Raw genomic sequence first — 20,626 nt, forward strand, 5'->3', positions numbered from 1 at the left:
TTTAAATTGAGGTTGTTCTAAAAAAAAAATGAAATCTGAGCTTTAAGAAAACAGCGTACATTTTTGTGTTAGCTACAAACTAAACGTTTTCACGAACAACCCTTTCTACTCAACAATAAACCGTTTTGAAACAGCAATTTCCTTATTATAAGCCTGAATAAAATAAACTCCCTTTGATAGTTGGGGCAACGAGATTGCAATTTTTGAACCATCCAAATTGTTTGTTTTCTGATAAACCAACGTTCCGGTAATATCGTAAACCAACACCTCATCAGCCAAGAAATCATTTTTTAAGAGTATCCAAAAGTGTCCGTTGTTCGGGTTGGGTGCAATGTCAAAATAAAAATCTGCCGAAATGTCTTTTACACCAACCGAATTGATGGTAATGGTTTTTGTAACTGTATCAATACAATTATAGGGCGAAGCAACAATCAATGAAACGTTATAATCGCCATCAACATAATAGTGGTGCGTTACATCAGTACCCATGCTGGTGTCGGTTCCATCATCAAAATTCCAAATATAATCGCCTTGATTTATGAATCTTGAAGCCAAAATTACATCACGCCACGCCACTTGATAATCGAAGTTGGCATCAGGCATAATTCTCCATGTAATATTGTGCTGTTGAAGCGGAGTTTTGCATCCTCTGTTGTCGATATTGTACCAAAAAGAGGTGCTTTCTTTGATAGGTTTTGTCACAAAATTATTTCCTCTGTAAAGCTCGTTTTTTCCATCGGCATCATACCAAACCACCTCACCCAAATCGGCATTAACCATCAAAGTTGGAGTGATACCGTCGCATTGTTGATTGTCCAACTGTTTTGAAATTATTTTTCCGAAAGGTATGGCCTCATAGCTCCATTTATATCGTTGAGTGTCTTTGCAGCCGTTTTCGGAAGTTTCCAGATAAAAAGTATCGTTTTTGCTAATGTTGTAAAATGCTCTCGATTTTCCTGAAAAAACAGAATTGCCTCCGGTTGGGGTTTTAAACCAATCCATACCACCAAATATAGATGCATAGTCAATGCCCACAGAGTCTCCGGCACATGCACTTTGATTTGCCAATCCCTGCAGTACATCAAAATGCGACACAACCACTTTTATAGGCAACCTACTGCTGGCACACTTGCCATCAAACGATTCAACGTATTTGTAAAAAGTACCTCGTTTTTTAGGTTTAAAAATTGTGGAGGTTCCGGTGTCGATGGGAGATCCTCCGGCGGCCACATCAAACCAACGAAGGGTTTGATTTCCGTTGGCAACAAGCGTAATGCTTCCGTCTAAAAGGCAGATAGCTGTGTCGTTCCCAACGGTTGGGTCGGCTGGGGCAAAGGCCGCATTGACGTAGGCCAACACTTTAAATCGCTCATTTTCTGAGCATTGTCCATTCACGGCTTGAGCATACAAAAAGGTGTCGCTATCTAACGGACCAATTTGAAAAACTTCTCCAGAACCTACCGGATTTAATGTTGTTGAATCCGCATACCACCTCACGGTTCCGGCACTGGTGTGAGCAATAAGATTAGCCATACTATTTAGGCAAACAGAGTCGTGTTCAACCCCAGTAATTTTGGGTGTTTCAATTACGTCTATCTTATTTTTTACTCGCTTGCTTTTGCACTCCCCGTTGTGTGCTTCAGCATATTTGGTTGAGGTTTCCTGCAATGCCGAATCACTCACGTAGGTATTTCCAATAAAAATAGTTCCGGTGTCTGACGGGGTGTTATACCAATATATTTGACCGGAGCTACTGCCCGTCATGGTGCCAAAATTGCCCGAACAAATGGTTTTGTCGCCGCCAAATTTTACATCGGAAGGTTGATAGTTTAAGGTTTTTATAGTGGTATCTATACACTGCGAGAAATTGTAGCTCTGATAAATGGTGCTTATAAGCATTACTTCATTGTTGGCTTCTGTTGGGAATATTCGGGTATAATCTATTGCTCTAACATATCCGCCAATAGTGCTAAACGACCATCGATGGCAGTAGTATTCAATGCCTGAGTAGGTATAAACGTTATAGACTCTGCTGGAATAAAATTTGGAGGATTTATTGGTAAACTCAATGGTATCTCCGCTTTTAAAGCAATTGTCGAAGCTGAAATCGTTGTGAATGTCATATTGCACATACGGTTCAAGAATGACATCACAATCAAGGGTAATACCTCCAATATTCAAATCAAGACCATGATACCATCTTCCTCCAACAGTACCTAGTCCAAGATTTTCAGCTTGCCCATCTCCCCACACATAATCATTAACAACAATGCCCACACGAGCCGTATCATTACTTTCTACCACAAGCACATACGCTTCATTGGTTTTGTATGGCTGAAAAGTGGCACGTTTCTTTAGTCCTGTCAATGTGCCTCCGCCAAAATTGTCGGTCACCACAATAGTATCGCTTCTAATGGGAGAACCTGTTGGCAAACTATCGGGTCCGGGTTTGTAAATATGACAATAAACCGTAACCTTTTTTACATTAGGGGTCGTTACCCAACCATAAAAATCGAAGCCGGAAATGGTAATGCTGTCGGGTGATTCGTAATATTGCCCCAACCTATATCCTTGAGAAATATTAATGGCACGAAGCGTATCACCTTTATATCTACCATACAATATCGTATCGCTGCCACAGCTTTTAGGGGCAGAAACTTTGCCATGTTTTGAGGTTAAATTGGCCACAGATACATCATCTTTTATTTTAAATCCGGATACCAAACTTTGGGCAAAAACGCCCGCAGAAGCTACCAACAAGAATAAGCTAAGTGTAATAGTTTTTTTCATACGCAATGTGAAATAACAAACAAAATATTGGTAAAGTTATAAAAATATTTTTGTTAATCTCGCTATTCAAAAAAAAACAACTGTCAAAAAAAATTAGGGGTAAAGTTGTTCGCAAAAGAAATCCTTTATTTTGGGCTTTTGACGGCTATATTACTGACATTGGCTCATAGGCACAAGATTAAAACTTTAAGCAAGAAGAAATATAACCCGGCAAAGAATAACGACTTTTCGGTGGCACTTATCGCCATTTGTTATTCTCAATAGCCGAAAAAAACTAAGTTTGCCGAAAACGTTTTTATCAATGAAATTGAGAATAGCATTAGCAGTAGTTTCCTTTTTTATTTCGGTTGGCAGTTTTGCTCAGAGCAAAATGCTTACCATGAAGGATGCCTTTAATTACAAACTTTATCCGAGTGGGGTAGAGCAACTTCAGTGGGCAGACAATGACAATTATGCCTATGTTGACACCAACGAATCGGGAGACAGGGTTTGGAAAATGGTAACCATCGACCTCACAAATATTAATTTGGTAAAAATGATTTCTACCGAAGATATCGATGCAGCCCTTCATCGATTTGAAAAGGACATAGATTCATTGAAGTCTTTGCCACGTGGTACCTGGACTTCTCGCCAAACTTTCCGATTTTATCATCAAAAAAAATACTACGAATACCATTCGGGTGATAAAAAAATAAGCCGATTGGTTGATTTGGATGGCGTGGATATGAGCCATTTAGACATACATTGGAAAAGCAAAAATTTCGCCCATGTTGAGTCAGAAAACTTGTTTGTAAACAAAAAGCAGATAACCACCGATGGAGGCAATGGCATTGTTTATGGCCAATCAGTTCATAGAAATGAATTTGGCATAAATGGTGGAATGTTTTGGAGCGAAGATGGACAAAAATTGGCCTTTTATCGGATGGATGAAAGCATGGTAACCGAATATCCGTTATATAATTTAGACGTGAAACCTTCCACCGCAAAACAAATCAGATATCCTGTGGCGGGCAACCCAAGTCATCATGTTACGCTGGGTGTTTATGATGTAAAAACAGGCAAAACCATCTACATTAAAACAGGAGAACCCGCGGAGCAATATTTGACCAATATTTCTTGGAATCCGAACGGAAAGTCGGTTTATATTGCTATTGTAAACCGAGAGCAAAACCACTTATGGCTGAATGAATACAACGTGGAAACGGGCGATTTTGTAAAAACCCTTTTTGAAGAAACCAATAGCAAATATGTTGAGCCTGAGCATCCGATGATTTTTACTAAAAACCCTAACGAGTTTGTTTGGTGGAGCGAGCGAGACGGATACAACCATTTGTATCTGTACAATACCGAAGGCAAATTGCTCGATCAGTTGACAAAAGGGGAATGGGTTGTAACGCAGTTTCATGGATTTAGCGATGACGGTAAATTCATTTATATTACTTGCACCAAAGAATCTCCGCTAAACAGAGATTTGTATGCCGTATCTGTTAAAAATGCCAAGAAAATGACCAAGCTTACCAACAATGAAGGAACACACACCATAAGTGCAAGTCCGAACAATGTGCATTTTATTGACAATTTTAGTAGCACTATTACCCCTCGTGAAGTGAGAATTTTGGGCGAGGCGGGAAATATTATTTCTGTATTAAAAACGGCAGAAAACCCGCTAAAAGACTACAAACTTGGTCAAATGGAAATTGGCTCAATTCCATCTACCGACAAAAGTGTGGAGCTGTATTATCGGGTGTTTAAACCCATCAATTTTGACCCATCAAAAAAATATCCGGTCATTGTTTATTTATATAATGGACCTCATGTTCAGTTAGTTACAAACTCTTGGTTGGGTGGAGCCAATTTGTGGTATCAATATTTGGCAGAGCAAGGATATGTTGTTTTTACCATTGATGGCAGAGGTTCTGACAACAGAGGTTTTGCATTTGAAAGTGCCGTTCACCGACAAATGGCTACATTGGAAATGGACGACCAATTAGCTGGAGTAAATTGGCTCAAAACGCAGCAGTGGGTGGATGCCGATAGAATGGGAGTACACGGCTGGAGCTACGGCGGATTTATGACTACCTCGCTTATGACCCGAAAACCGGGTACGTTTAAAGTAGGAGTGGCCGGAGGGCCGGTTATTAACTGGGAATACTACGAAATAATGTACACCGAGCGATATATGGATTCTCCTCAAGAAAACCCCGAAGGATATAAAAACAACAATTTGTTGAACTATGCAGATAAAATACAGGGTAAATTGTTGATGATACATGGTGGGCAAGATGATGTAGTGCTTTGGCAGCACAGCCTTTTATTTATGCAGAAGAATATTCAAAGTGGAAATACAAACTTAGATTATTTCGTTTATCCGCATCACCCGCACAATGTTTCAGGGCCGGATAGGGTGCATCTGTATCAAAAAATCACCGATTATTTATTCGAAAATCTAAGCAAATAGGTCATGAGATATTTGGTAACCGCGGTTCTTTCGGCTATTGCCATTTTTGGCTTTTCGCAAAACAAAACGGGATATGTGATATACAACTCGAAAGGCAAAAAGGTAAGCTATAAAAAAATGGTAAAATCGCTTTCAAAAGCCGATGTTACCTGTTTTGGCGAGTTTCACGACAATCCCATTTCGCATTGGTTGGAGCTGGAATTGACCAAAGACTATTATCAAAAGGTAGGAAATTGCCTGCTTCTTGGTGCCGAAATGGTGGAGCGAGATAATCAAGACGAGTTGGATTTGTATTTGTTTGACAGCATCAACCAAAAGGCTTTTGACACGTTGGCTCGTTTGTGGCCCAATTATAAAACCGACTACAAACCATTGGTGGATTTTGCCAAAGATTCTGGAGTGCATTTTTGTGCAACAAACATTCCACGGAGGTATGCAAGTTTGGTTTATAAAAAAGATTTTGCTGGTCTCGATAGCCTTTCAAACGAAGAAAAGAGTTGGATAGCACCGTTGCCTATAACCTTTGATTCAAGTTTACCGCAATACCAAAAGATATTGGAGATGATGGGTGGACATGGAAGTTCGAGGCTTGTAAAAGCTCAAGCAATAAAAGATGCCACCATGGCTTATTTTATTATTGAAGCGTTAAAAGCCAATGCGAGCAAGACAACCAAATTTTTGCATTTCAACGGCAGCTTTCATACTGATTTTCACGAAGGAATAGTTTGGTATCTCAACCAATATGCTCCCGAAATCTCCGTAAAAACCATTGCCACCGTCAGCCAAAGCGATGTTTCTAAGCTCGACAAAGAACATCGTGGCAGAGCCGATTTTATCATTTGTGTGGATGAGGATATGACATCGACGTATTGAGAGGTAGTATTGTCTATTAAAAATTATTTTTAATGGCATCACTTTTTCAAAACCTATCTTTGCCACATGATTTCGAAAAAAGTTGAAATAGCGTTGAACGACCAAATTCGGTTGGAGGCCGAGAGTTCACAATTTTATTTGGCCATGGCTTCATGGTCAGAGAATCAAGGATTTAATGGTGTTGCCAGTTTTTTGTATGCTCACAGCGATGAAGAGCGAATGCACATGCTTAAGCTTGTGAAATTTGTAAATGAGCGTGGAGGCAAGGCAATTATTGCCAAATTGGATGCTCCTCCGGTAGATTTTGGAAGCATCAACTTGGTGTTTGAAGAATTGCTAAATCATGAAATTATGGTTACACAATCCATCAACGATGTGGTGGATGTATGTTTAAAAGAGAAGGATTATACCACCCACAACTTTATGCAATGGTATGTTTCGGAGCAAATAGAGGAGGAGGGCTTGGCCAGAACCATCAACGACAAACTTAAAATGATTGGAGCTGACAAGGGAGGCTTGTATCTTTTCGACAGAGATTTAGAAAACTTATCACTTACCCCTCAAGATACTCAGAAATAATGGAGAGTTTAATTGTCATTCCGGCTCGCTTTCAATCAGAGAGATTTCCGGGCAAACCATTGGAAAAAATAAATGGTGTTTCTTTAATTCAACGTGTGTATGAGCAATGTCTAAAAAGCAATGCCAGCGATGTGATTGTGGCCACCGACGACCAACGAATATTTGATCACGTGTTATCGTTTGATGGTAATGTGTGTATGACCTCGGCGAGCCACCAAAACGGTACGGAACGCATAATAGAATGTGTTGAACGCCTGATGGATGGGGGAGAGGAATATGAAGTGGTTATAAATGTGCAGGGTGATGAGCCACTGGTAAATCCAACGGACATTAATAGGTTGATAGACGTTTTTGAGGATGACGATACAGACATTGCCACGTTGGTTAAAAAAATTGATAATCAGGAGGAATTAAACAATCCAAACGTGGTAAAAGCCGTTTTGACCGATTTTGAAGAAGGTGTGGCCGATGCTCTTTATTTTAGCCGTTTACCCATTCCATTTATCCGCGAAAAGGTGGACAATCCGTTGGCTTATACGGATTATTACAAACACATTGGGTTGTATGCTTTTTCGGTAGAAGTATTACTTTCTCTTAAAACAGTTTCTGAGTCGGCATTGGAAAAAGCAGAGAAATTGGAGCAACTTCGTTGGCTTCAAAATCATTATGTTGTGGCGGCCATCAAAACCAAAAATGACAGCATTGGTGTGGACACCATCGAAGATTTAAAGGCTGTTGAAAACATCTTGAAAAGCCGTTAGATTCTTTGTTCTGTCAGGAAATTGCAATACGTACCTTTGCATCCCGTACAATAGCGTAAGCAGGAGCGGTAAAAAAACCTGCTTTTTATGAATATGAAGAAAGCAAAATACGTTTTTGTTACGGGTGGCGTAACATCATCATTAGGAAAAGGAATCATTGCCGCTTCGTTGGCAAAACTTTTACAGGCTCGTGGCTATTCTACCACCATCCAAAAATTTGACCCATACATAAACGTTGACCCAGGCACCATGAACCCTTACGAACATGGCGAATGTTACGTTACAGATGACGGTGCAGAAACAGATTTGGACTTGGGTCATTACGAACGCTTTTTGAATATTGCCACCTCGCAGGCTAATAACGTTACTACCGGAAAAATCTATCAAACCGTAATAGACAACGAACGAAAAGGAAAATACTTGGGTAAAACTGTTCAGGTAATTCCGCATATTACCGACGAAATAAAACGCCGTATGTTACTTCTTGGAGAGAGTGGCGAATATGACGTGGTAATAACTGAATTGGGCGGCACAGTGGGAGATATTGAGTCTTTGCCTTACATTGAGGCCGTGCGACAATTGCGTTGGGAGCTGGGTCATGATGATTCGTGTGTTATCCATCTTACCTTGATACCTTATCTAAAAGCTGCCGGAGAATTAAAAACCAAACCCACTCAGCACAGTGTGAAAGGGTTGCAAGAAATGGGGGTACAGCCCGATATATTGGTGTGCAGGACCGAACATAAACTAACACCGGAGATTCGACGAAAAGTGGCGTTGTTTTGTAACGTAAACCAAAATGCGGTTATCGAATCAATCGATGTTTCATCTATATATCAGGTGCCGCTGGTTATGCTCAAAGAAAAATTGGACAAGGTGACCTTGGCCAAACTGAGATTGAGCAGCAAAAACGACCCGGATTTAGAAAACTGGAAAGATTTTCTGTTTAAACTTGATCATCCAAAAACCGAAATCAACATTGGATTGGTTGGGAAATATGTGGAACTTCAGGATGCCTATAAATCTATCAATGAGGCATTTAACCACGCCGGAGCAGTAAATGAGTGCAAGGTAAACGTTATAAGCATCCATTCGGAAACATTGAGTGCCGAAAATGTGGCCGAAAAACTAAAAGGTTTGCATGGCATATTGGTGGCTCCGGGTTTTGGCGATAGAGGCATTGAAGGAAAAATTGATGCCATAAAATACATTCGCGAAAACAACATTCCATTTTTCGGAATTTGCCTTGGAATGCAGTGTGCTGTTATTGAGTTTGGAAGAAACGTTGTAGGCTTAAAAGATGCCCACAGCACTGAAATGAATAAACGCACCAAACATCCGGTAATAGACAAAATGGAAAGCCAAAAGAAACTGAAAAACATGGGTGGCACCATGCGTTTGGGTGCTTATAGTTGCACCATCGAAAAAGGGAGTCTTGCCTATAAAATTTATGGCAAAACCTCTATTTCTGAAAGGCACAGACATCGCTTTGAATTTAACAACGAATACAAAAAGCAATACATAGCCAAAGGCATGAAGCTAACAGGAGTAAACAGCGAAAATGATTTGGTGGAGATTGTAGAACTACCCAACCATCCCTATTTTATTGGTGTGCAGTTTCACCCTGAGCTAAAAAGCACAGTGGACAACCCACACCCTCTTTTTGTAAAATTCGTAAAAGCTGCAATTGATTTTGCTGGCTTAGGCGGTTAATTATTTTCGAGAACATTACCCAATAACTGTCGGGTGTCGGTGTTGTTTTGCCGTCATGCAGAGGCTTGCCGCTGCATCTCTTTGGTGATTACTTTTGAGGCGTATTTTTTTTCCTATATTCAATCTATACCAAAACAATATTGATAGACAAAACCACAAAGTACACAGAGAACACACAAAGGTCACAAAAATTTCTTTGCGTATTTTGTGTGTACTCTGTAGTAATGTATTAGTTTCCGCAAAACCGAATATTTTAGGTATTTGAGATGCTTCGCCTTGCTCAGCATGACGATAACAAATGCCGTCATGCAGAGGATTGCCGCTGCATCTCTTTTGTAAACACTTTTATTTTTGCTTAATTCGTTGGGTGTTACTCAGTATGACCAAGTTTTAATATAAACCACGATGAATTAATAGAATCGTTTTATTATTTAACCCTTAAAAATTTATAATTATGGGCCGTTTAGTTGAATTTACGTGCTTCTATAACAATGATGAGAATGCTTTTCACGCTAATTTTGCTTCAGATTCATTGGCTTTATTGTTTTGTTGGATTGATTCGGTAGATAGCAACCTTGCTAGAAAGTTTTGGGATTATACCAATTCGGAAGCATCTTTCTTAATATCTTACCCCAATACTCCTCACGCTCCCAATATAAATCCATATAACCACGAACATATTGTTGCCGATTATGCAGCCTATCAATCCATTATTGATGATTTCCATAATACGCTTTATCCAATACTGGATAGCCTTGGTGAAAAAGTAATCTACGATGAAGATAATCCGGAAATCTGGAATATCTTGAAGGCCATAGAGGATGATGCAACTGCAAATGATAAATACTGGATAAGTGCTTTTCTTTTAGAGATTGAGTCTTTTTATGATGGTAATACACGAAATATGAAATTTTTGCTTAAATGGTTTGAAAAACTTTATCAATGTGCAATTGACAATACCGGAGAAATTTGGAGAGATTAACCATGAGCATACAACCCATAACACCCCGTTACTACCCCAAGCTAGCCGAAGGTATCAAAACGGAGAATAACGTCACCCAATGGCTATTGCATCTCTTTTGTAATGATTTTTAAGAAGTTTACTTCCAACCTAATTTCCTGCTATACCAATTTCAAATCTTACTGCTATTTTTGCCGCAAATAGGTGTCGTGTTAAAAAGAGTTTCCGTAGGCTTTTTTCTGACGGTGTGGGTATTGTCTCAAACCCTGCACACGCTGCATCATTTTTCTCAAGTACATGAAACCGACTGTGAAGAAACATCTGCCCATTATTGCAGCTCTCATTTCGAACCTACCGACTGCGATTATTGTCTGCATTTTTCAAAACAACCGGGGCTTATTGCCTCCTCAAGCATCGAACATTTATTGCCGGAAGATGCAATTTGTTTCAACCAAATAAAAAACACCGTTAAAAGCTCATTTCTTGATAAAAAAAGGGGTAGAGCACCTCCAATGATGTAAGTAAAATCAGCCGAATCAAGCGGATTATTTTTCAATTTATTTACTTATTCATCAAAAATGAAAACAAAATTTTTTAATGCCTTTTTGGCGTCAATAACGCTGTTTGCAGTTTCATGCAATGATAAACCGGACACAGACAACACCAAACCAACCATAAATACACCTGAATTTTTAAACGGGAACACAGTTGTTGCCGGTGACAGTTTAACATTGAATCTTGGTTTTAATGACAACCTCGAATTAAGCGAGGCGTATATCGAAATTCATCATAATTTTGAAGGCCACAGCCACCAAAAAGCCAATGTTCGGTTTGAATACAACAACATTCTTACATTATCCGGAACAAAGGAAAACTTGGTACAAACCATTTTTATTCCTCAAAATGCAAGTGCGGGGCCATATCATCTGGAGGTTTCTGCCTTAGACAAAGCAGGGAATCGCTCGGATATTTCGGTTTCTGAGTTTTTTATAACCAACAGCGGCCAACCTCAATTTTCTAACACCACCAGCAGTATTAAAACCATTGCCGGCGAGTCGTTTAATATTAGCTTCTTGGTTGACGATGATATTGATTTACAAGAGATTTCATATCAAATTGTCAACGTTCAAAGTAGCGGAACATCTGAATTTGAGGACGATATTGACCTTGTTGGCACGTCGGATAAGAGTTTTAGTTTTAACCAAAACTTTAGCCTGTCAACAGCCGGAAACTACGAATTTATTGTGCGGGCGTTGGATAATGATGACAACCAAAGCGTGTTGAAAATTGATATTGAGGTAAAGTAAGTGAGAAAATTTCTATTCTTTTTTTTAACCGTAATTTCGGTTGAATTTGCATTGGCACAGCACACTATTTCAGGTCGAATTACTGCAGAAAGCGGCATTGCTTTGGGCTATGCTGAAGTTGAAATACACGAAACTCATCAGGTTGTTTTTTCCGACACCTCAGGGTTTTATGTAATAAAAAACGTTAAGAACGGACATTACCATTTACATATTACCCATGTGGGTTTTCATGCCCAACATGCAGATATAGAAGTGCAAGAAGATATCAGAAATTTGAATTTTGTGTTGGAAGAATCCATCAACGAATTGCACCAAGTGGTTATTGAAACCTCAGCCGATAAGTCTGATTTTAAAAACAACTCCATTCAGGTTCAGCATATCGACAATCATTTTTTGCAACGACAAGGCAGCACTTCGTTGGTAAAAAGCATGGAGAAAATTTCTGGCATTTCGGCATACAGCACGGGGGTTGGGGTGAGCAAACCTGTTATACGCGGGTTGAGTGGAAACAGAGTGGTGGTGGCTTATAATGGCATAAAGCAGGAAGGCCAGCAATGGGGTGCCGACCACGGGTTGGAAATTGATTTGAACAATGCCGACAAGGTGGAAATAATTAAAGGACCGGCAGGCTTAATTTTTGGCTCGGATGCGGTGGCAGGAGTTATCAATATTCGACCAAAATTGCCACACAAGGAAAATGCGTTTAATGCGGCCAATTCGCTCACATTCAATTCTATAAACAACTCTTGGCGTAACTCTTTTTTTGTGTCTGCAAACAAAAAGGGCATTTGGACCAAATGGCGATACAGTTATTTAAACGGTGGCGATTATAAAATTCCGGCCGATAAATTTGTTTTTCAAACCACGGTTTTGCCGGTTTACAACCAACGACTAAAGAACACCGCCATAAATGAAGGAGCGATAACGGCTCAACTGGGTGTTTCAAAAAACTGGGGTTATAGTTATCTTAACCTAAGTGAGTTTAGCCAAAAGTCGGGTTTTTTCAGCGGGGCATTTGGCGTGCCTAATGCATCAAAACTGCAACATGATGGAGACTATAGAAACATTGATTTGCCTTACCAATTTGTTTCGCATCGCACCGTTTCGAGCCACACCAATTTAATGGTAAAACGCAATTGGTTAGAGGTGGATGCAGGTTTTCAGCAAAATCATCGGCAAGAGTGGGCTGTGCCGCATAACAATGCCTTTATCTCTGATTCTTCAAACCGCAATCTGTCGATAGATTTGGTGCTGACCACTTGGTCTGTGAACGCACGATACTATAAAAATGATTCTGTATATCGGCACATTTTAGGGTTTTCATTACAACATAAAAACAATAGAATAAGGGGTTATGAGTTTTTGATACCAGCATATAAAACAGCCATGGCGGCTGCATTTTGGAGTGCAAAACGAAATTTAAAACACAATTGGAAACTGAGCATGGGAGTTCGGTTTGAGCTAAATACACTTCAATTCGATTCTACCACTACTTCGTTTTATCAAAACGGAGTTTATGCAGGCGAAGCATTTAGAAATGAATCATTTAAGAAAACATTTTTGCTCAATAGTGGAGCCATAGGGTTGAACAAAACGTTCAAAAATCAACTGATGATTAAGGCCAATTTGGCAAAAACACACCGAGTGGTTCAGGCCAATGAATTGGCCTCAAACGGTTTGCATCATGGAGCATTTCGGTTTGAAAAAGGAGACATTTCACTGAAACCTGAAAATGCCGTTCAGTCAGATATTTCAATGTTTTATGAAAAAAGTAGATGGTTGCTGAATAGTTCTGTTTATTTCAATCATTTCTTCAATTTCATTTATTTAAGACCCTCAGCACAATACGCTCGGTTGATAGTTGAAAATCAAATTTATGCTTATCCCGAGGCCGGACAATTGTATGAATACAAACAAGCTGTAGTGCAGCACATCGGTTTTGAACTGGATGCCGAGTATCGGTTAAAAACGGATTTGAATTTTAAAATGGCTGCGGATTACACCCAAATCAACAATCGTTCGGTGGGTGAGTATATTCCTTTTGTGCCGCCGTTGGCCGTAAAAAATGGTTTGGAATGGGTGAAAAAGAAAAAATGGAAAGGTATTGAAGAAATGCATGCAGAGTTATTTTTTGAGCTTTATGCCCCCCAAAAACGTGTGCCTCGAAACGATATTGCCACGCAAGCTTACCAACTGCTCAATGCCAATATTTCTTTTGAAACAAAAAGGGGATTGATCATTACCCTTGCAGGAAATAATTTATTAAATGCGAACTATTTTAGCAATTTAAGCAGATACAAAATCATTGGCTTACCTGAACCAGGAAGGTCGTTGGTGGTAGGTTTAACTTATAATTTTGAAAGGTAAATCGGTTGGTAAATGTCAACTCAACCCTAAACCATTTACCTTAAAAACATCCGCATCTTTTAGTACCGGAAATATTTCTCGTCGTTCTAAGAGGGGTTTTATTGAAAAGGTTTGGGTCAAAATTATATCGTTATTTTGTGCATTTTGAAGAATAATTCCGTCAAAATCGGCAAAGCAAGAATGTCCACTTTGCTCCACTTGTTCACCATCAAACCCAATACGGCTCAAGGCGGCCACATAGCATTGATTTTCAATGGATCGGGCCGGAATAAGACCCATCCAGTGGGGCATACGTTTTAATGGCCAATTGGCGGTATAAACAAGCATATCATAGGTTTCAGCGTTTCGGCTCCAAACCGGAAAACGCAGGTCATAGCACACCTGTGGACAAATTTTCCAACCTTTTACGTCCCAAATTCGTTTTTCAATTCCACATTCAAAAACTTCATGCTCACCGCCAATAGAAAAAAGGTGTCGTTTGTTATAAAAATCAATGGTTCCGTCGGGATAAGCAATGATAAACCTATTGTACAGTTTGCCATGCTCATCAATAACCAAACTACCACAAATGGCTGCATTGTAGGCCGCAGATTGTTGTTTAAGCCAGTTGACAGTTCTTCCATTTATTGGCTCGGCAAATGGTCTGGCATTCATGGTAAAACCCGTATTAAAGGTTTCGGGCAGCACAATCAAATCAGTTGTGCCAAGGGTTTTAAGTTTTGATTCAAAATGAGCCAAATTGGCCTCAACATCTTCCCAAAAAAGATGGGTTTGAACGAGAGAAACGGTTAAATCTTGCATAATATTTCAGCCGCATTTTGCAATGTTTCGGGCGATTTTGCGAAGCAAAATCGCAACACTTTGTTGTCTGTTTTATTCCGATAAAAAACCGAAATAGGTATGCTTGCAACTCCGTATTCTATGGTAAGTCGTTTAGCAAAATCTTCGTCTTTTTCATCCGAGATGTTCGAATAATCAAGCAATTGAAAATAAGACCCCGAACATGGAAGGAGCTTAAATCGTGAACCGGCCAAATGCGAGGCAAATAAGTCTCTTTTTTGCTGATAAAAGGAAGGCAATTGATTGTAGGTCTCCGGGTTTTTAAGCATCTCTGCGTATGCATATTGCATAGGGCTACTGGTGCTAAAAACCAAAAACTGATGCACTTTTCTCAGTTCTTTCGTCAGATTTTCGGGGGCCAAAACGTATCCCATTTTCCACCCGGTAGTGTGGTAGGTTTTGCCAAACGAAGACACAATCATACTCCGCTCAGCAAGTGCCGAATATTGAGAAACGCTCAAGTGTTTTTTATGGTCAAAAATGATGTGTTCATACACCTCATCGCTCAGAATAATAATATCTGAGCCATGCACTATTTTTTCTAATTGTTTAATGTCTTCTTCGGTCAAAACCGTTCCGGTAGGGTTGTGCGGAGTATTTAGGATAATCATTTTGGTTTTAAAGTTTACCAATTTTGCCACCTCTCGCCAATCGATGTGATAATCAGGAAACTTCAATTCCAGCCTTATAGGTTTTCCGCCGCTTAGCTCAATGGCAGGCACATAGCAATCATAAGCTGGTTCAAAAATGATGACCTCATCTCCATCGCGAATGGTGGCCATGATGCTGACAAAAATGCCGTAGGTGCCACCTGGCACCACCGTAATTTCATCGGCTGGATTGTAAACAGAACCGTATAGAGATTTTGTTTTTTCAGAAATGATTTCCCGCAATGGCAACAAACCGGGCATATTGGCATATTGATTATAGCCTTTTTTCATGCCCTCCGCAACCAAAGCCATCAGCTTTTTATCTGGCTGAAAATCAGGAAAGCCCTGAGATAGGTTGATGGCATTGTGTTTGACGGCTAATTCGCTCATTACTGAGAAAATACTGGCTCCGTATCCCGGCAGTTTAGAAGAAATAGTAGATGGATATTTCAAAATAGTTTTACTCTTTGCGGGGGCAAATTTGGCAATAAAATTTAGATGAAAAAATGGAACGTTATATTATTCGAGATTGTAAATTGAAATAATTGTGTTTTTTTTGAATGGATAAAGAAAGTGAATTTTTAGTTGTCAGACAGTCCCAAAGAGGCGAACTCATAATAAAAACATGGAACGAATATGATATGGAAAAAACTACCGAACCACCATAAACTATTTCGGAAATATTTAAGTCCGTGGTATCCGGAGAACGATAGGCCCAAAATGACCCGACCTGATATGTTGTTATTACCCCAGTATGTGGGCGTTAAGCCAAACACTGGCAACTTGAAATATCTTACCAATGAAGGCCTGGAAGAAACAAAGAAGATTTTTGATCTGATGAGGGAATCGTATTATGGGGATTTTCAAAATTTTATCGAATTTGACAAACTAAATTTGGAAGTAATTGACGCAATAGACAGAGCGTTTGGGGAGAAAGAGGTTAAACAACTGATTAATGAAAGTGACCCCAAAAAAATTTCCAATTCTTATTTGATATTAGTCTGTGAATTCGGATTAGCACTTGGCGATTTGTTTGTTGAAACTGGAAAATTTGAATGGCTTTATTCATACCCATATTTTGACTCAATAGTTGTGAATCAAGAAACAGGAAATGCAATAACCGTTTTTGATTGGGCGGTCAAAAAATTCAGTTCCTACGGACTTAATGATGGATTTAAAGCAAAATTTTTGACGACAATTCAAATAGATGAAGAGGATAGACAAAAGAAAAATAAAGGTTAAAAATACGACTGATTCGCACCGATGGTGCTATTATGATGACGCACCGATGGTGCTGTTTGGAAATGTGTTATTTCTGAAAGAAAAATCAATATGGCCAACACATACACTCAAATTTTCATTCATGTAGTTTTTTCTGTTAAAGGAAGAAAATGCCTGATTGTAATAAGTTGGCGAGAAGAATTACACAAATACATCAGTGGAATTGTTAATGGGAAAAATCAATAGGTGTTTGCTATTGGTGGTGTCGAAGATCATATTCATATTTTGCTGAGCATAACACCAACTATCGCTCTCTCTGATTTGGTTAGAGATATTAAAGCTAATTCCTCAAAATGGATAAATGAAAGGGGATATATAAGTGGAAAATTTGAATGGCAACAAGGCTTTGGTGCATCCTCTTATGCAAAATCTCAATTAGATAATGTCATTGCATACATTAACAATCAGGAAAAACATCATCAAAAGAAAACATTTAAAGACGAGTATCTGGAGTTTTTGCAAAAATTTGAGGTGCAATATGATGAGCAATATTTGTTTGATTGGATAGAATGATGACTATTCGTAGAAGCATTGCCACATCACTAATAGCCCATAATCAATCGCAACTCATGCCAATCCCAGTAGCCGTTGCCAAGCCAACAACCATCGTAGTTGTATTGAAATTTTAGCAGCAGAATCATGTAAAAAGTTCCAACAAAAATGAGGAGGTTTCTGTATTTGGTTGTCCATGCACGTTTTAAACCCAAAATTAAGGGGAGTGAAAAGAACGCCAAATGTTCTACAAAGCCGCGGTGTCCGTAGCCACAACCAAGTCCGGGACTCCACCATGCGGCATACGTGTAGCTAATGGCAAAAAACAAAATAATGAGCATGACGGCCCGCAATCGGTCTTTCTTTAGCAGTTGAAAGATGCCAATAAAAACAAAAATAAAAATGGGACTATAAAGCAATAGGCCATTGGCAGGTGCAAACCAAACCCTTGCAAGTCGGGGTTTTAGTGCATAAATAAACGACTCGTCGGTGTAGCTATAAGCAAAATAGCTACCAAAAGCATAGTTGTAATAAAGTAATTGCAGCACCACAGGAATACCGCCAATAACGGCAGCTATCGACAGCCCTTTTATTACTTCTTTTGGGTTTGCACGCAATAAACGATAGGCGGGCAGTAACACAGAAAGAGCTGAAAGTATATAGAAATGGAGATTGGCCGGTCTTATTAAGCAACCAATAGAAAATGCCAAACCTGCCCAAATCAAATCGCGTTTTGCAGCAAAGTGGGTGGCTACCCATTTTTCGAGAAAAACATAAAAAACAGACAGCGTAAAAAACGAATAGACATGCGACAATCCGGCATCGCGGGTGGAATAGAATAGAAGATTGGAGCCAAACAACATGAAAGGGAACAACCAAAAAAGAACTATTGAACGGTATGATTTGGAGAAATGCCGATACAAAACAACAAAGGCCAATAACAGGTAAAATATCGTTGAAACCAAAATCATTTTGTGTTGAACCACAGTATAACCTTTGGCTTGTTTTGTATTTAATCCAACATCGATAAAATGACCAATCACAAAAAAGGGAGATTGCAGTATGGCAACACCAATTGGGTATTTAGTTATTACCTTATTGCTTTTTTGGTTGAGGGCAAAACCATGTCCTGTGTTGTTTTCAATATTGTCAGGAAATTTATCTGCCTCAAAATCGTAATAAAAAAATGCAGGTAGATAAACCTGATATCCAGCTTTATCTGCCCATAAAGTGCCTCTATAATCGAATTGCGGATATTTGGCATGACGGTTAAATGCTATAAAAAATAGAAGGATAGCCAAGCCTCCAAAAAACCATACTTCCGCCTTTTTAAGCATTGCACAAAGAAAGCGATAAAAAGGAAGCTCTACTCAATAAGTGTTTTTAAATAGTATGCAGCCTGGTCTTGATGGTTGAGAACATACCACTTAAACTGTGAGAACAAATCGAAATGAAAATTTGAAATAAGTACATATTGCTCCAACATGCCAGCTTCTTTCATTTCTCGTGCGGCTTTCAGCTCATCAATGTCTCCATCGGCATTTTCCAACATATAGTTCCAAGCATAAGCCTCAATGGTGTAATATTCGCTTTTGTCGTTTGCTGTTATAATGCCGGAGTCATTGGCAAATGGCTTAATTTCCTCAAACCCTTTTTGGTATAATTTCCAATGGTCTTCATAGCTTGAGTCTGGTGAGATGAAAAAACCATATTGGTATTTTTTCATTTTGTTAACCTCGATGGGTCGAGGCTGCCACTTTTGGTCAAATTTTTTGTCCAAAACGTCGCAATAGCCTTCAATTCGGCTAAACATATCTGCATCAGGATAGCGAAGTATCCCATCAAGAGCAGCTTCTAAAGCCATTTCATAATCTTCTAATTTGTCAAAGGCATCGCACAGATACTTCTGTGGTTCCAAAAGGTCAGGAAACTCATCAGCCGCTGCTTGAAAAATTTCTGCTGCTTCTTTATACTTTCCCATAAAGTAGTATGAATCTCCTTCATAAATCCAAGCCTGATAAAAATCGGGGTCAATTTCTTGCACTTCCTTATAATATTCCGCAGCCGATGCAAAATTTTTGGCCTGGAATTGCTGCTCGGCCAAATTGAATTTTTTCCAAGCCGATCTGTTTTCACTTTTTTCGGGAGCCAATTTTGGGTCAATAAAAACAGCCCTTAACACCATACTTGATTGAGATTGATTGGGGCTGTATCGAGTGGCCTCCCGCATGGTGCTCAGCATTTTCTGCGTGATGGGAGGGTAAACAAACATGGAAGCAAATAATTCTTTCAACGATTCTACCTGTGCTATTTCGGCACTATCTTCAGAATTGGTGGTAACAGTAATATTGCCCATCAAGTTTTGTTCATAAACACCCCGAGCCAAATAGTCTTGATAGTGATATTCAACGAACAATTCCCATAGTTTGTCAATATTTGTATGATTATATACAATGGGTTTTAACAGTTCGGCAGCCTTGTCAAATTTCTTTTTTTCATATTGCTTTAATGATTTTTTGATAATCTTTTGTTCGGCAGCGGTAACCTGAGCAAAACTATTTTGAATGAAAAGTATGGCTGAAAGGCACAATAAAATGACGAATTTTTTCATAAAATTATTTTAAAAGACAAATATAATCGCAAAACCCAAAAGAACTTAATCATTATGTCACAATTTGCAACATACCCCGCAAAACGTTGATATTTAATTTTATGAGTCTCTCAACAATTTAACAATTAAGCAATTACAACTGCCCTTATTAATCATGCAAATAATTTTTGATGCGATATAGTTCAAATATTTAATTTGCACGCAAATTGGTTTTTGACCGTAAAAGCACAAGTATGCATCACAATAACATAGAAGAGTATTTTGCTACGCACTACATCCATAAAAGCAATTGGCTTCGAGCCTCTGTTTTAGGGGCAAATGATGGTATTATTTCTATTGCTAGTTTGGCGGTAGGAGTGGCGGCAGCCGGAACCGAAAAAGAGCCAGTTTTATTGGCTGTGGTAGCCGGTTTAGTAGCTGGAGCCTTGTCTATGGCAGCTGGCGAGTACGTGTCGGTAAGTTCGCAAACAGATATTGAACAAGCAGATATTGAGCGAGAAAAAAAGGAGTTGGAAGATATGCCTGAAATTGAACTGCATCGATTGGCAGAAATATATGAAGAGCGTGGCTTGAAAAAGGAAACCGCCTTGGAGGTTGCCCGTCAATTAACGGAACATAATGCTTTAGAAGCCCACATTAGAGACGAACTCGGCATTAGCGAACTCAACAAGGCCAAGCCCTTGCAGGCAGCCTTAGCTTCAGGGGCTTCTTTTGTGACAGGCGGTGTGTTGCCCTTGCTGGTGTGCTGGATACTGCCGGTTTCGCAACTTATCTATGGAATCTACATTTCTACCATATTTTTTCTGATTTTATTAGGGGTAATTTCGGCCAAAACAGGTGGGGCAAAAGCAAAAAATGCCATTTTACGAATTTCATTTTGGGGAACCGCGGCCATGGCACTTTCGGCGTTGGTGGGGTATATTTTTGGAGTAAATGTTTAATT

The 20,626-nt window shown here is 39.3% G+C and carries 16 protein-coding genes and 1 pseudogene; 12 read left to right on the forward strand and 5 right to left on the reverse strand.

Annotated elements, in window-relative coordinates; translation table 11 throughout:
• Window positions 1-105 precede the first annotated feature (105 nt).
• Window positions 106-2,790 (reverse strand): T9SS type A sorting domain-containing protein, encoded by a 2,685-nt coding sequence (locus H6607_04855; GenBank protein MCB9261685.1) that lies wholly within the window; start codon window positions 2,788-2,790, stop codon window positions 106-108.
• A 301-nt stretch (window positions 2,791-3,091) separates the two neighbouring features.
• Here H6607_04855 and H6607_04860 point away from each other — a divergent pair, with 301 nt between their 5' ends.
• The 9 genes from H6607_04860 to H6607_04900 all read left to right on the forward strand — a co-directional run bounded on the left by H6607_04860 (window position 3,092) and on the right by H6607_04900 (window position 13,809).
• Window positions 3,092-5,248, forward strand: coding sequence for a DPP IV N-terminal domain-containing protein (locus H6607_04860; protein ID MCB9261686.1), 2,157 nt, complete (start codon window positions 3,092-3,094; stop codon window positions 5,246-5,248).
• A gap of 3 nt (window positions 5,249-5,251) precedes the next feature.
• Window positions 5,252-6,121: a ChaN family lipoprotein gene (locus H6607_04865; GenBank protein MCB9261687.1), complete on the forward strand. Its 870-nt coding sequence runs from the start codon at window positions 5,252-5,254 to the stop codon at window positions 6,119-6,121.
• Window positions 6,122-6,187: 66 nt separating this feature from the next.
• Entirely contained in the window at window positions 6,188-6,700 is a 513-nt protein-coding gene (locus tag H6607_04870; protein ID MCB9261688.1) for a ferritin, read from the forward strand.
• Window positions 6,700-7,461: a 3-deoxy-manno-octulosonate cytidylyltransferase gene (kdsB, locus tag H6607_04875; protein ID MCB9261689.1), complete on the forward strand. Its 762-nt coding sequence runs from the start codon at window positions 6,700-6,702 to the stop codon at window positions 7,459-7,461. The genes H6607_04870 and kdsB overlap by 1 nt, the downstream gene beginning before the upstream one ends.
• A 93-nt stretch (window positions 7,462-7,554) precedes the next feature.
• Window positions 7,555-9,174, forward strand: coding sequence for a CTP synthase (locus H6607_04880; protein MCB9261690.1), 1,620 nt, complete (start codon window positions 7,555-7,557; stop codon window positions 9,172-9,174).
• A 454-nt stretch (window positions 9,175-9,628) separates the two neighbouring features.
• Entirely contained in the window at window positions 9,629-10,156 is a 528-nt protein-coding gene (locus tag H6607_04885) for a hypothetical protein (GenBank protein MCB9261691.1), read from the forward strand.
• 188 nt (window positions 10,157-10,344) lie between these two features.
• The gene (locus tag H6607_04890) at window positions 10,345-10,656 is read left to right on the forward strand and encodes a hypothetical protein (protein MCB9261692.1); all 312 of its coding nucleotides are present in this window, start codon (window positions 10,345-10,347) and stop codon (window positions 10,654-10,656) included.
• 57 nt (window positions 10,657-10,713) lie between these two features.
• Window positions 10,714-11,442: a DUF4625 domain-containing protein gene (locus H6607_04895; GenBank protein ID MCB9261693.1), complete on the forward strand. Its 729-nt coding sequence runs from the start codon at window positions 10,714-10,716 to the stop codon at window positions 11,440-11,442.
• Window positions 11,443-13,809: a TonB-dependent receptor gene (locus H6607_04900; GenBank protein ID MCB9261694.1), complete on the forward strand. Its 2,367-nt coding sequence runs from the start codon at window positions 11,443-11,445 to the stop codon at window positions 13,807-13,809.
• A 15-nt stretch (window positions 13,810-13,824) separates the two neighbouring features.
• Here the strand turns inward: H6607_04900 and H6607_04905 are convergent, their stop codons facing one another.
• Together H6607_04905 and H6607_04910 are read right to left on the reverse strand one after the other, a co-directional pair.
• Window positions 13,825-14,610 (reverse strand): amidohydrolase, encoded by a 786-nt coding sequence (locus tag H6607_04905; GenBank protein ID MCB9261695.1) that lies wholly within the window; start codon window positions 14,608-14,610, stop codon window positions 13,825-13,827.
• Window positions 14,598-15,752 (reverse strand): methionine aminotransferase, encoded by a 1,155-nt coding sequence (locus tag H6607_04910; GenBank protein MCB9261696.1) that lies wholly within the window; start codon window positions 15,750-15,752, stop codon window positions 14,598-14,600. The genes H6607_04905 and H6607_04910 overlap by 13 nt, the downstream gene beginning before the upstream one ends.
• A gap of 183 nt (window positions 15,753-15,935) precedes the next feature.
• On the opposite strand from H6607_04910, the gene H6607_04915 reads away from it, so the two are divergent.
• Both H6607_04915 and tnpA read left to right on the forward strand, forming a co-directional pair.
• Window positions 15,936-16,541 (forward strand): hypothetical protein, encoded by a 606-nt coding sequence (locus tag H6607_04915; protein MCB9261697.1) that lies wholly within the window; start codon window positions 15,936-15,938, stop codon window positions 16,539-16,541.
• 90 nt (window positions 16,542-16,631) lie between these two features.
• Window positions 16,632-17,093, forward strand: a pseudogene (gene tnpA, locus H6607_04920) (IS200/IS605 family transposase).
• A 29-nt stretch (window positions 17,094-17,122) separates the two neighbouring features.
• Here the strand turns inward: tnpA and H6607_04925 are convergent.
• Both H6607_04925 and H6607_04930 read right to left on the reverse strand, forming a co-directional pair.
• Window positions 17,123-18,409: a hypothetical protein gene (locus tag H6607_04925; GenBank protein MCB9261698.1), complete on the reverse strand. Its 1,287-nt coding sequence runs from the start codon at window positions 18,407-18,409 to the stop codon at window positions 17,123-17,125.
• A 29-nt stretch (window positions 18,410-18,438) separates the two neighbouring features.
• A complete protein-coding gene (locus tag H6607_04930; protein MCB9261699.1) occupies window positions 18,439-19,683 on the reverse strand; it encodes a tetratricopeptide repeat protein in 1,245 nt (414 codons plus the stop codon).
• 233 nt (window positions 19,684-19,916) lie between these two features.
• Between H6607_04930 and H6607_04935 the strand changes: the two genes are divergently transcribed.
• Window positions 19,917-20,624 carry a VIT family protein gene (locus H6607_04935; protein ID MCB9261700.1) on the forward strand — a complete coding sequence of 236 codons (708 nt, stop codon included), beginning with the start codon at window positions 19,917-19,919 and terminating at the stop codon, window positions 20,622-20,624.
• The last annotated feature ends 2 nt before the right edge of the window (window positions 20,625-20,626 follow it).

It is taken from the genome of Flavobacteriales bacterium (assembly GCA_020635395.1).
Classification (GTDB): domain Bacteria; phylum Bacteroidota; class Bacteroidia; order NS11-12g; family UBA9320; genus UBA987.

Coding starts and splice junctions, on each gene's coding strand:
- H6607_04860 (MCB9261686.1), top strand. CDS start 3,092: ATGAAATTGAGAATAGCATTAGCAGTAGTTTCCTTTTTTATTTCGGTT.
- H6607_04885 (MCB9261691.1), top strand. CDS start 9,629: ATGGGCCGTTTAGTTGAATTTACGTGCTTCTATAACAATGATGAGAAT.
- H6607_04930 (MCB9261699.1), bottom strand. CDS start 19,683: ATGAAAAAATTCGTCATTTTATTGTGCCTTTCAGCCATACTTTTCATT.
- H6607_04865 (MCB9261687.1), top strand. CDS start 5,252: ATGAGATATTTGGTAACCGCGGTTCTTTCGGCTATTGCCATTTTTGGC.
- H6607_04880 (MCB9261690.1), top strand. CDS start 7,555: ATGAAGAAAGCAAAATACGTTTTTGTTACGGGTGGCGTAACATCATCA.
- H6607_04925 (MCB9261698.1), bottom strand. CDS start 18,409: ATGCTTAAAAAGGCGGAAGTATGGTTTTTTGGAGGCTTGGCTATCCTT.
- H6607_04870 (MCB9261688.1), top strand. CDS start 6,188: ATGATTTCGAAAAAAGTTGAAATAGCGTTGAACGACCAAATTCGGTTG.
- kdsB (MCB9261689.1), top strand. CDS start 6,700: ATGGAGAGTTTAATTGTCATTCCGGCTCGCTTTCAATCAGAGAGATTT.
- H6607_04905 (MCB9261695.1), bottom strand. CDS start 14,610: ATGCAAGATTTAACCGTTTCTCTCGTTCAAACCCATCTTTTTTGGGAA.
- H6607_04935 (MCB9261700.1), top strand. CDS start 19,917: ATGCATCACAATAACATAGAAGAGTATTTTGCTACGCACTACATCCAT.
- H6607_04895 (MCB9261693.1), top strand. CDS start 10,714: ATGAAAACAAAATTTTTTAATGCCTTTTTGGCGTCAATAACGCTGTTT.
- H6607_04915 (MCB9261697.1), top strand. CDS start 15,936: ATGATATGGAAAAAACTACCGAACCACCATAAACTATTTCGGAAATAT.
- H6607_04855 (MCB9261685.1), bottom strand. CDS start 2,790: ATGAAAAAAACTATTACACTTAGCTTATTCTTGTTGGTAGCTTCTGCG.